Consider the following 11,595-nt stretch of genomic DNA (forward strand, 5'->3'; position numbering starts at 1 on the left):
TAACTTCGCTCGTAAGGGCGACCTTAAGAGCGCAGCCTCGCTACCGTGCCGTCCTCTCGCAAGGCGGCCTTCGCCGGAGGGTATCGGCGAACGCCCGGTCATGCTCGTCGAACACCATTTCCTGAATCTGGCGCGGATAAGCCGTCGTCATTCTCGGCATTCGAGGAGTTTGTCCGTCAAAGCCCTCCTTGGGCTATCTGCATAAGACAAAAAATGCTTGCTCCACAACTAAGTCTGGTAATACTGATTATAACGTTCACTGTAAAATTCGGCACTGCCGAACTTTTGATACAGCTTGATTCTTTTGAGATCGACCTTGTTAAGCAGAACGCCAATACATTTATCCGCAAGGATCGGATTGTTGTTGAGGCTTTCGCGCACGAATGTACGAGCGGTCACGCCCCATTCAACAACCAGAATAAGGCCGTCGAGGTGCTGGACAAAGGACCTCACGTCCGCGACTGGAGCCAACGGGGGCAAATCAACGACGACGTAATTGAACGTAGAGCCCGCCTTGAGCAGAAAGTCGCCCATTTTCTCGATAGGCTGCACGCTCTTTGCGAGCTTTTGTTGGCTCTGGTTCACGCCGGGCAGGAACCGCAATGGCAATGACTGATGGGCCAGCAAATCTCTCGCGTTGAACTGTCCAGCCAACAAGTTGGCCAGGCCTCGTTCCCAGCCGTTGGCTAACATAGGGGACAAGCCCGGATTGTGGATGTCGGCATCGATCAACAGCGTCCTACAATGCTGCATAGCGAGAACCATCGCAAAATTAGCCGCGACCAGAGACTTCCCTTCTCCCGGGAGGCAGGAAACGATGCCGATCGCCTTGGTGCTCTTCCCTGGTAACTCGACATCAACAGCGACTTTCACCGTTCGCATCGCTTCAGCGAATTCCGAGCGCGGATGTTGCTCTACCCAGTTGAAAGCGCTGTTCCCCACCTCGATGAATGACGGCTCTTCGGTCGCACGATCACGCTTGTTTCGGCGAATTGGCTTTCCGTCCAGCAACGGGATCATTCCGAGCGTGTCAAGTCCGAGCTCATCGCGCACTTGACCCCTCGTGCGGAAAAAGCGCTCCCGGTACTCTCGAACTCCGCCCACACCGGCGCCAATCATGCCGCCGAGCACGACGCAGACCGCCAACGAAAGACGGCTGTTCGGAGAACTCGGGCTGCTGGGGTATGGTGCCTCCGAGATAACCCGCGCCTCCGTCAACGCCATCGAAAAGTTCTGCAGGCTCGCTTGGTACTGCTGCAGGACCTGTTCATATTGCGACTTGAGAGAGGACGCCTCAAGTTCGAGCTGGCTCAAGGTAACCAGCGTTTCCTTGGTCAGCGTATTGTCTGTTCGGAACCTGTGGACTGCGAGCTCGGCGTCGACCGATCGCTTCCGCACTGTCTCGAGCTCTTCCGCCAGTGCACTGCGAGCTCGGATAATCGACTCATCTTTGGCTCCGACTTGGTCAGAGATATAGATTTCCGCATACTTATTGGCTATTTTTTGCGCCATTTCAGCGCTAGGCGACCAAAATTGGACTTGCAGAATGTAAGAATTGCCTACACGCTCTACCGTTATATTCTCAGCCAGAATGTCAAATGCCTGCCACCGAGGATCGGGTCCTCGCGCCGCACTCGATTTCGCCGGCGCTCCGCTTTCGTCGGAACTGCCGATGAATGACCGCACCACCCGAGCGACCGATCCTGTGAGACTGTTGAGCAACGAATACGGCGCTGACAAGAAAGGGCGATTGGTAGCAAGACCGAGGCTGTCAACGACCTTTAGCCCGATGCGGTCGGAACGCAACAATTCGACCTGGCTCAGCATCATCGGGTCAAGCTGTGTGGAGCTTCCGCTCTCTGTTAACTTCGTCACGACGGAGGGCTGGTCCTTGTCGATCAGGATTCTGGACGTCGACTCGTACAAGGGCACCTCGACCCGAAGATACGCCAACCCCAGCACAAGGCCTACGAGAGCGCAAGTAAGGACGAACCTCAACTGCCGTCGCGCTGCCGCCACGAGTGTTTCGAGATCAATCGTTGCCGGCTGAGGATCGCCAAAAATGAAGGCAGAATCCGGGTGCTGATTTTCAACTTCGCGGAGCATAAGCCTTCAAACCCGTGGGATGAAACTGGCAGCGTATAGGTAGTGACAAATACTATACCACATTGTCTGACTGTCTCGAAATTCAGTATCGACGCCGGGGGGCCGCTCCTCGCCAAAGACGCAAAATCTTAACCTCGGATTGCAATAAATGAAACTCACGCGGCCCATGCTGTCTGCAATTCCGCTACACGTCTGCGATCCAATTAAAGGAAGAAATCGGGTCGTATTGCCAAATGGCAAAACATCTGAGCAAGAGATTCCGGGCCTAGGTTGAGCCTGTCCTGCGGAAACAGGGACGTCGATTGGAATGACTCGTCGATCACCGCCGCGCGATATCGATCACCGTAAGAGTTCTGGGCGCATTTGGCGCCTCGCGGAACACCTCTCAGGTGCCCGAATAAGACAGGTTGCAGTCACATTTTGTATCGTGATGTGGGGTGTCATCCTGCTGATCGTCCTAATCTAAACAGCCAGAGCCCTATAAAGGCGGAGAGTGGTCCACCTTATTCACTAAGTGGCTCGGCAGTTGCTCCCTTTCGGACTCATCGCGTGGGGTATTTGGCTTCGGAATCACGGATTCTTTGGAGACCGAGCGCCACACTAGCAGCATGACAGCAACAAAGTACCCAATCTGTATCAAGACCCCACAAATTAACGTTTGGACAAACGTACTCCAGAGCGAGGCGGTAAGCAAATATATACTGATGGCGAATGCCGACAGTACTATGATAAAGCCGCGCAAAAAAAGCAAAAAGGACATCGCCGTCCCACTCGCAGCCGCTCGCGCGACGCGCTCCTTGGCTATTCAGCCCTCAACGCGTTGACCATCATAACATATCGGAACGGGTTAGAGCGATCAAATATTAGGAGATGCGAATAAAAACCCAACCTTTGCCAAGACGCTTTCGGCGGATATGGCGGCCGCGCCCCATGCGACCAATGCCACTCAGGCCTTCCTTCTTGTGCTCGCGCAGATGGCCAGCGTTTCGACCAAATGGCCGAAGCCCTTGCTCGATGCCTGGTCGACCATGAGCAGGTAGCGCGCGACCGGTCGCTCGCTGGTCGGCGGTGTCGCTCCCGATCGGCCATGCGATGGCCACGTCAGCCATAACGCTTGCGGCTCCATGACTGCGCCAGGTTGACGATCAAGAGCATCAAGAATGACAGCACCATCATGATCGCTGCAATCGCGGTTGCCGCCGGATAGTTGTATTCCTCCAGCCGGATGATGATCAGCAGTGGCGCGATCTCGGATTTGTAGGGCAGATTGCCGGCGATGAAAATGACCGAGCCGTACTCGCCGACACCGCGTGCGAAGGCCAGTGCAAAGCCGGTGATGATGGCCGGCGCGAGGCCCGGAAACAGGATGCGGGTGATGATCTGAAAACGGCTGGCGCCAAGCGTGGCGGCGGCTTCCTCCACCTCCTTGTCGATCTCCTCCACGATCGGTTGGACAGTGCGCACTACGAAGGGCAAGCCGATGAAGACCAGCGCAATGACGATGCCGAGCGGTGTATAAGCGACCTTGATCCCGAGCGGCGCCAGCAATTTGCCGATCCAGCCGTTCGGTGCATAAAGCGTGGTCAGCGCGATGCCGGCCACCGCCGTCGGCAGTGCGAAGGGCAGGTCGACCATGGCATCGACGATGCGGCGGCCCGGAAAGCAGTAGCGCACCAGCACCCAGGCGACGATCGTGCCGAAGACGACGTTGACGGCGGCGGCAATGAAGGCGGTACCGAAGCTGATTTCAAGCGCGTTGATAGTACGGCGATCGGTGACGATCGCCCAGAAGTCGGTCCAGCCGAGCGCCGCCGAGCGCCAGATCAGCCCGGACAGGGGAATGAGGATGATGAGGGTGAGGTAGGCAAGCGAGAAGCCGAGCGTCAATCCGAAACCCGGAATGACGCTCGGCTGTCTGAACCGCCACCGCGCGGCGACGGCGCGAGCGATCGTCATGATACCCTGTTGCCCATTGGGTCAGCTTGCAGATCTGGTCGAAGATGCCTTCCTCCGCGAAGTGATAGCGCCGGACGTGTGGCACTTGGCTGAAAAGCGCGGTTCATCGGTCGATGTAGCCGTGATGCGCGAGATAGTTGATAACCTGTTCGGCCAGCTCCTCCGACGCGCTCACCCCTGCCGCCAGCACAATTTCCGGCAACTCTGGCTCTTCATAGGGGCTGTCGATGCCAGTGAAATTTTTAAGCCGACCTAGACGCGCTCTCTTGTACAGTCCCTTTGGATCCCGTTTCTCGGCGACGTGGAGAGGTGTATCCACGAAAATCTCGACATACTCTCCCGCAGCAAACAGCTCTCGGGCCATTTTGCGCTCGGCCCGGAACGGCGATATGAACGACGCCAAGACAATCAAGCCGGCGTCGACCATCAATTTCCCCACCTCACTGGCGCGCCGCAGGTTCTCGACACGGTCCGCATCCGTGAAACCAAGGTCACGGTTGAGGTCGTGGCGAACGTTGTCACCGTCGAGAAGATATGTGTGCCGCCCCATTGAGACGAGGCGCTTTTCTACCAGGTTAGCAATCGTTGACTTGCCCGCCCCCGAAAGACCGGTAAACCACAAGATGACCGGTTTCTGACCTTTCAGGCGCGATCGTATGGATTTGTTTATCTCCACTGCCTGCCAGTGAATATTGGATGCGCGACGCAGGGCGAAAACAATCATTCCAGCACCGACCGTCTGGTTTGACAGCCGATCAATCATGATGAAGCCGCCCATAACGCGGTTGGACGAATACGGCTCGAACGCGATCGGCTCCCGCGTCGACAGGTTAACTGCGCCGATCTCGTTTAGGTGGAGCGTCTTGGCCGCCAATTTTTGGAACGTATTCACGTCGACCTTGTGCTTTATCTCCATCACGCTTGCACCCACAGTGCGCGAGCCAATCTTGAGATAATAGGTCCGCCCTGGGATGAGCTCGTCGTCGCTCATCCAGATCACGTGGGCCGAAAACTGATCAGAAACCTCGGGGCGACTGGCAGCTGCACAGACGATGTCACCACGCGAAACATCAATTTCGTGTTCCAGAACCAAGGTAATCGCTTCGCCAGCCGCCGCCCATTCGTGCTGGCCGTCATAGGTGATGATCGACTTGACCCTGGACGTGCAGCCGGACTGTGCGACAACGACTGGATCCCCAACGTTGACCACGCCACGTGCGATTGTTCCCGAATAGCCACGGAAGTTCAAATTCGGTCTATTGACCCATTGCACCGGCAACCGGAATGGGCCGGCTGTTTCATCGCGGACCACATCGACGGTTTCGAGGTGCTCGATGAGCGTCGGCCCTTCATACCACGCCAACCTGGCGCTCCGCTCCGCCACGTTGTCGCCAAAGCGTGCCGACATCGGAATGGAGAGTAACGTTTTGAAGCCAAGGTCCGCGGCGAAGGTCTGATAGTCAGCGCCAATCCGATCAAAGGCCTTCTGGGAGTAATCCACCAGGTCGATCTTGTTGATTGCGGCAACGAGGTGCTTGATCCCAAGCAGCGACGCGATGAAAGTATGGCGGTGCGTCTGCTTGAGGACCCCCTTCCGCGCGTCGATGAGAATGACGGCAAGCTCGGCATTCGACGCGCCTGTCGCCATGTTGGGCGTGTATTGCTCATGGCCAGGCGTGTCAGCGACAATGAACTTGCGGCGATGGGTCGAAAAGAATCGATAGGCGACATCGATGGTGATGCCTTGTTCACGCTCCGCTTCCAGACCGTCCACCAGAAGCGCGAAATCGATGTCATCTCCAGTTGTTCCGTGCTTACGAGAATCGCGTCTCAGACCCGCGAGTTGATCCTCAAAAAGCAGTTTGGCATCGTAAAGCAGGCGTCCGATCAGTGTTGATTTTCCGTCATCGACACTTCCGCACGTCAGGAAGCGAAGCAGGTCCTTGCTTTCATGGCGCTCCAGGTACTGGCTGATCGCTGCGGGGTCTATCGGTATCGCGTTCATCAGAAGTATCCCTCCCGCCTCTTTTTTTCCATCGCCCCTGACTCGTCGTGATCGATTAGACGCCCAGAGCGCTCGGACGTTCGAGAAAACAGCATCTCGTAGACGATCTCCGCAACCGTCGACGCATCCGATTCAATTGCGGCGGTCAGCGGGTAGCAACCCAAAGTGCGAAAGCGCACCATTCTCATTTCCGGTATTTCGTTGGGCTCAAGCGGCAGCCGGTCATCATCAACCATTATCAGCACGTCCTGGCGCCACACGACCGGACGCTTGGCCGCGAAATAGAGCGGAACGACGGGAATGTTTTCCTTCAGGATGTACTGCCAAATGTCGAGCTCGGTCCAATTGGAAAGAGGGAACACACGGATGGACTCCCCATGACGAATCCGCCCGTTGAAAACATTCCAGAGTTCCGGGCGCTGGGTCTTCGGATCCCAGTTGTGATTTTCCGTTCGAAAGGAAAAGATGCGCTCCTTGGCTCGGCTTTTCTCCTCATCGCGTCGAGCCCCGCCAAACGCTGCGTCGAATTTATACTTGGTCAACGCCTGCTTGAGTGCGTCGGTTTTCATAACGTTTGTGTAAGTGGAAGAGCCGTAAGTGAACGGGTTGATCCCTTCCTTCAAGCCCTGCATGTTGGTATGGACGATCAGATCCATGCCCGCGCACTCGGCAGCATCATCACGGAACTGAATCATCTGCTTGAATTTCCAAGTCGTATCGACGTGAAGTAGCGGAAAGGGCGGGCGCGACGGAAAGTACGCCTTGAGCGCCAAATGCAACATTACCGACGAGTCTTTGCCGATCGAATAGAGCATTACCGGGTTTTGAAATTCCGCCGCAACCTCGCGGAAAATGTGGATTGACTCTGCCTCAAGTCGCTTAAGGTGGGTCAATCTTCCGCTGGAGACGAAGGGGGTTCCATTCGTGGCCACCATATCGTGCAGCATCTCACGCTTTCCCTCTTCACGATCCTCCATCGACAGAGCGAGGCGTGCTTTTCATCCGCGGTGTGCTCGTGGAGCAATCGGGGACTACACCGAGCCTCTGACCCCAATTTTTCCGACGTAGAATTCTGCGTCGCCGCAAGCGACAAGATTTGCAAAATCGACATCTGATCGTTGGCGCCCCCTTTTTGTAGGTCCCTCGAGATTAAGGACGATGCCACCAGCAACTCGAAGGACTGCGTCGCCAGCCGCCGTGTCCCACTCCATGGTTCTGCCTGGCCGGGGATAGGTGTCCGTCTCACCTGCCGCTACACGCCAGAGCTTCAGCGATGGCCCTGAGGGAACGGCGCAAACCATATGGTCCATTATGTCGATCCCGTCCAACTCTTCCGCCTGTGCGACTTTTGTACCGAGCTTTACCTGGGATAAATGAGTCATATCGGCGACACTCGCTGTGACCGCGGACACAGTGAACTCGATATTTTCATGACAGGTTGGAGCAGCTGATATGCTGCTCGATCCGCAACTGCTCGATCCACTAAATGCGTTGCGACCAGGGGCTGAATTGGTTGGTTATGTGTATGACTGTCAGCCGTTCGAACACACGAGAGCGCGAATGTTGAATAGATCGGTGCGCTGGCGAGCAGGCAGCTGCGCCGCGCTCGCATGCTTGTTTCTCTTGTTCGTCTACGCGAATCTGTCGAATGGCCCTGCCCTAGCACAGGAGTACAACGTCGACGAGTACCGTCTGCAGCCTGGCGACGTGATCGGCTTCGCGGTCATAGGCTATCCCGAGATGCAAAAGCGAGCTGTGATCGACCAGAGCGGTATAATTGTCTTGCCGGTCTTGGGCCCCCTAAAGGTTCGCCAGAAGACAATAGAGGATGTTCGCAAGGAGGTAATCGAGGTCCTAAAACCGAAGTCCCTTCCGCAACGATCCGCCGACGGCACTGAAAATTGGACCGGTTTCTATCCAGATCAGATTATAATTGATATTGAGGAATACCGACCGGTCTATATCGACGGGGATATTGCCTCTCCTGGGACTCAGGCCTTCCGACCAGGAATGACTGTGCGACAAGCTGTGGCTGCTGGCGGCGGCTATAAGCTCGGTCGCGGCGAGGTTGGAAACCCTGAATTGACAGCAGCGGACCTTGGCGGCCGCCTCTACGTTCTGCGCATCAAGTATCAGGAAAGCCAAATCAAGGCTGCTCGCATAGAGGCGCAGCTGAGCGGCGCCAGGGCGATTGAGGTTCCGGAGGCAGAACGTGACCCGAGCCTCGAACCCCGTCGCGACGAAGCTTTGCAGCAGGAACAGAAGCATCTTGAAGCTGTCTATGTGGATCAGGAGAAGGAGCGCGCTTCAATCAAGTTGGCCACGACCAAGGCGGCGGAACGGATGGGCTACCTGAAGGAGCAGCAGCAGGCGGATCAAGCGGGAGCGGCAGCGGATGTGGCGGAACTTGATCGCCGCAAGAAACTCTTCGAAAAAGGTCTGATTCAGATCACGATGGTCAACGATGCTCAACGCGCAGTGCTCTTGTCAGCGACCCGCGCTTTGCAAACCAACGCTGAGATCTCTCGACTTGAACGCGACCAAGGGGAATTGCAGCGCAGCCTTGAGAAGCTTACCGACCAGGGTCGAATTACCCTGTTGGCTGACTTGCAGACTGAAAGCGCGGCGATGATGGAAATGCGCGCTGAGATGGATTCATTGGCCAAACAAATCGCCTACGTGAGGCAGCTGCGCAGCGACCTTTTGGCCGAAGGGGGCCGCCGGGCTATGATGGGTGTAACCCGTTCCAATGACGGAAAGGCAGCGACGATCGAGGCGACCGAAGATACTCTGCTCGCTCCGGGTGACACCATCACAATTACGCTACAGGCCCCACCAGGAGCGGCGGTCGCGAACTAACTGATTAAATATTGCTACGGCGTTCATCGTCACACCTCCCCTGCCAAAAGGAGGACGAAGCCCGCAAGCTGCTGCCGGCGCCGGAGCACTTGAAGTGGACGACGGCCCGGGACTTGGTTCCGCCTTTTTACGCGGAGATAGAGCCCACCGCCGTCGCTATATCGGTTTCAGCTCCTTGGCGCGAATAGTAGTTTCGGCTAATATATGCGTGAACGACCGATCCCAGCAACTCTGTGCCGAGGTTGCGGCGGATAGCAGCAAACGAAGAATGCTGAAAAGCAAAGAGATTCAGTGGTTTTTTTTGCGGACGCCTGCACACACCAACGGAGAAGGGTTTGGATGACACTCCGTCCGTCAATCTCTCGTCAGGTCTTTGCGAACTTCAGGCTGCCTGATTGGCTGATTGATATCTCGTCCAAAAATCATTTCTGGCCAATCTGGGGGCGATCGCAATTCTCTTCCTTCGGGCGCGACTAGGGATGGCGGATTTGCCAGGCAATTCACAGCACTCTGCCCACACGCTCGTGGCGGTTATTATCCCTGCCTACAACGCAGAGCCATTCATCGAGCGTACCTTGGCGTCCGTGCTCGCCCAAACGCATAAAAACATGGAAATAATAGTCGTTGACGATGGTTCGACCGACGCAACAGCATCGATCGTTCGACGACTGGCTGATGGCGACGGGCGCATCAAATTGCTCCAACAGAAGAATGGTGGCGTCGCGTCGGCGCGGAATGCGGGGGTGCGGGCAAGCAAAGGCATCTTTATAGCGCCTGTAGACGCCGATGATCTCTGGCACCCGACCAAGCTCGAAAAGCAGCTGCGTGTTTTCGCTGCGGCTGGCAATGATCTAGGGCTTGTCTACACACTTTACCGGACGATTGACGCCGATGATATGGTGATCATCACGCCGAAGCAGACGCATCCAAATGGATGGGTGTTCATGCAGCATCTCGGAAAAAATTTCATCAGCAACGGCAGTTCGGTGATGTTTCGGCGCGATGTTCTCTTCGAAATGGGTGGCTACTCCTCGCGACTGCGCGAGAGCGGTGCAGAGGGTTGCGAGGACTTCTTCATCCAACAGAGCATTGCCTCCAAATACCGTTTCGGCGTCGTTGAGGAGCATCTTGTCGGATACCGCCGAACGCCAGGGAATATGTCGGCAGATTTCGTGCGAATGCTCATCTCGCGTCGGATAGTGCTCGAGAGCGTACTTGCCCGCTGCACAGAGGCGGTGAAGCCGGTCCTGCTGGATGCGATCTTCCGCACCGATGTCGAGATTGCCAAGCTTGGGCTGATGACGCGCCGATTTGCTGCTGTCGCCAGGAACTGCACCAAAATGCTCTGGCGATCACCTGTGCAGTTCGCGAAACTCGTTGCCGCATTTGCGGCCATTTTCCTGCGCGAGGTGAAGCGAGCACTTCCCCAACCGGAAAGCGAGGACCGCAGCTCAGGGGAAAACGGCTCGGAGATCGGAAGAAATTTTTGGAACTACTCTATTCATGAGTTTGCGGATTCCGCCGAGAAAGCCGACTACCGCGTGGTGCTCAGCAATCTTGCAGTAATGGACGAGAAGCTTGGGCCAAGCGGAGCCTATTTGACGCGGCTTCCCGAAGAAGGGACGCTTGCAATGCCCAACGAGGACACGAATTCGGACAGCCTATGTCCCCTTCGAGACATGAGATGAAGAAGCTGTTGCTGGCTGGAGGAGCAGGATTCATCGGGTCGCACCTGGTCGACCGGCTTCTCAAAAGAAACGATTTGGACATGCTGGTTGTGGTCGACAGCCTATGGACCGGCAGAGCAGAAAACGTTGGTCATATCCGAGATCAACGCCTAATGCTGGTCCGCTCCGAGGTGGAGCATTTCAAATCCGATTTCCAATTCGACGAGATCTTTCATCTTGCCTCGCCCGCGTCGCCGCCGGTCTATATGCGGGAGCCCGAGCGTACCGTCTCAGCAAATCTAATTGGCGCTATGCGGCTCTTGAAGCTGCTCAAAAAGGATGGGCGAATCTGCTTTGCGTCGTCCTCGGAGGTTTATGGAAATCCGTTGGTCAACCCGCTGCCCGAGACGTATCGGGGGTCAGTGGACTGTACGGGCCCGCGCTCTTCCTACGACGAAGGCAAGCGCTGCACCGAGGCGCTCCTCTTCGAAAGCAACCGTGTCCGCGGCGTCGATGTGCGGGTTGCCAGGCTCTTTAACGTCTACGGCCCGCGCACCCGAGCCGATGATGGGCGTGCTGTTTCCAACTTTATCGCCAATGCGTTGGCCGGCAAGCCGATCGTTGTCCATGGTGATGGTCTCCAAACCCGCAGCTGGGGTTATGTCGACGATATTGTCGATGGGCTCGAACGGCTGTTCTGGCTGGAGAACTTCAATCATGTGGGAGCAGTCAACGTAGGAAACGACCGGGAAATTTCGGTGCTTGAGATCGCGCAGTATGTTGCGGGCCTCGTTCCCGGAACGACCATTGTTCATGGTGAGCCGGCGCCGCAGGATCCGACCAACCGGCGTCCTGACCTGACCCTATGCCGAAGAATCCTGCCGGGGTGGTCGTGCAAAGTGCCCTATGAAGAGGGTCTCGTGCGCACATTGCGCTGGTTTGAGGCCAATGGTGGAATTGCGGAAATGAGGGCAACTCACGCGATCTAGAGCCAGCAATGAT

At 56.3% G+C, this 11,595-nt stretch carries 10 protein-coding genes; 3 read left to right on the forward strand and 7 right to left on the reverse strand.

Annotation, left to right across the window (positions count from 1 at the left end):
- Positions 1 to 228 precede the first annotated feature (228 nt).
- From NKJ17_RS24945 to NKJ17_RS24975, 7 genes are all read right to left on the reverse strand, one after another.
- Entirely contained in the window at positions 229 to 2,106 is a 1,878-nt protein-coding gene (locus NKJ17_RS24945; protein ID WP_352507969.1) for a Wzz/FepE/Etk N-terminal domain-containing protein, read from the reverse strand.
- Positions 2,107 to 2,584: 478 nt separating this feature from the next.
- Positions 2,585 to 2,866, reverse strand: a complete 282-nt coding sequence (locus NKJ17_RS24950) for an exopolysaccharide production repressor protein (protein WP_352507970.1) — start codon at positions 2,864 to 2,866, stop codon at positions 2,585 to 2,587.
- A 103-nt stretch (positions 2,867 to 2,969) separates the two neighbouring features.
- Complete coding sequence (locus NKJ17_RS24955; protein ID WP_352507971.1) at positions 2,970 to 3,215, reverse strand: hypothetical protein; 246 nt, start codon at positions 3,213 to 3,215, stop codon at positions 2,970 to 2,972.
- Positions 3,208 to 4,062, reverse strand: a complete 855-nt coding sequence (gene cysT / locus NKJ17_RS24960) for a sulfate ABC transporter permease subunit CysT (protein WP_352507972.1) — start codon at positions 4,060 to 4,062, stop codon at positions 3,208 to 3,210. The genes NKJ17_RS24955 and cysT overlap by 8 nt, the downstream gene beginning before the upstream one ends.
- Before the next feature lie 103 nt (positions 4,063 to 4,165).
- Entirely contained in the window at positions 4,166 to 6,067 is a 1,902-nt protein-coding gene (cysN, locus tag NKJ17_RS24965; RefSeq protein ID WP_352690514.1) for a sulfate adenylyltransferase subunit CysN, read from the reverse strand.
- Positions 6,067 to 7,014, reverse strand: coding sequence for a sulfate adenylyltransferase subunit CysD (gene cysD / locus NKJ17_RS24970; RefSeq protein ID WP_352507974.1), 948 nt, complete (start codon positions 7,012 to 7,014; stop codon positions 6,067 to 6,069). Before cysD ends, cysN begins: the two co-directional genes overlap by 1 nt.
- 84 nt (positions 7,015 to 7,098) lie before the next feature.
- A complete protein-coding gene (locus NKJ17_RS24975; protein WP_502896165.1) occupies positions 7,099 to 7,449 on the reverse strand; it encodes an inositol monophosphatase family protein in 351 nt (116 codons plus the stop codon).
- 70 nt (positions 7,450 to 7,519) lie between these two features.
- Between NKJ17_RS24975 and NKJ17_RS24980 the strand changes: the two genes are divergently transcribed.
- The 3 genes from NKJ17_RS24980 (at position 7,520) to NKJ17_RS24990 (ending at position 11,582) form a co-directional block, all read left to right on the forward strand.
- Positions 7,520 to 8,926 carry a polysaccharide biosynthesis/export family protein gene (locus NKJ17_RS24980; RefSeq protein ID WP_352507975.1) on the forward strand — a complete coding sequence of 469 codons (1,407 nt, stop codon included), beginning with the start codon at positions 7,520 to 7,522 and terminating at the stop codon, positions 8,924 to 8,926.
- Between the two features lie 446 nt (positions 8,927 to 9,372).
- Entirely contained in the window at positions 9,373 to 10,614 is a 1,242-nt protein-coding gene (locus tag NKJ17_RS24985) for a glycosyltransferase family 2 protein (RefSeq protein ID WP_502896171.1), read from the forward strand.
- Entirely contained in the window at positions 10,611 to 11,582 is a 972-nt protein-coding gene (locus tag NKJ17_RS24990) for an NAD-dependent epimerase/dehydratase family protein (RefSeq protein WP_352507977.1), read from the forward strand. The genes NKJ17_RS24985 and NKJ17_RS24990 overlap by 4 nt, the downstream gene beginning before the upstream one ends.
- The last annotated feature ends 13 nt before the right edge of the window (positions 11,583 to 11,595 follow it).

The sequence above is a fragment of the Mesorhizobium sp. M0208 genome, assembly GCF_040322015.1.
Classification (GTDB): domain Bacteria; phylum Pseudomonadota; class Alphaproteobacteria; order Rhizobiales; family Rhizobiaceae; genus Mesorhizobium.

Excerpts from the sequence above, each read along its gene's own strand:
- NKJ17_RS24955 (WP_352507971.1), bottom strand. The coding sequence starts at position 3,215 with ATGGCTGACGTGGCCATCGCATGGCCGATCGGGAGCGACACCGCCGAC.
- NKJ17_RS24980 (WP_352507975.1), top strand. The coding sequence starts at position 7,520 with ATGCTGCTCGATCCGCAACTGCTCGATCCACTAAATGCGTTGCGACCA.
- NKJ17_RS24990 (WP_352507977.1), top strand. The coding sequence starts at position 10,611 with ATGAAGAAGCTGTTGCTGGCTGGAGGAGCAGGATTCATCGGGTCGCAC.
- NKJ17_RS24945 (WP_352507969.1), bottom strand. The coding sequence starts at position 2,106 with ATGCTCCGCGAAGTTGAAAATCAGCACCCGGATTCTGCCTTCATTTTT.
- NKJ17_RS24950 (WP_352507970.1), bottom strand. The coding sequence starts at position 2,866 with ATGTCCTTTTTGCTTTTTTTGCGCGGCTTTATCATAGTACTGTCGGCA.
- cysT (WP_352507972.1), bottom strand. The coding sequence starts at position 4,062 with ATGACGATCGCTCGCGCCGTCGCCGCGCGGTGGCGGTTCAGACAGCCG.
- cysN (WP_352690514.1), bottom strand. The coding sequence starts at position 6,067 with ATGAACGCGATACCGATAGACCCCGCAGCGATCAGCCAGTACCTGGAG.
- NKJ17_RS24975 (WP_502896165.1), bottom strand. The coding sequence starts at position 7,449 with ATGACTCATTTATCCCAGGTAAAGCTCGGTACAAAAGTCGCACAGGCG.
- cysD (WP_352507974.1), bottom strand. The coding sequence starts at position 7,014 with ATGCTGCACGATATGGTGGCCACGAATGGAACCCCCTTCGTCTCCAGC.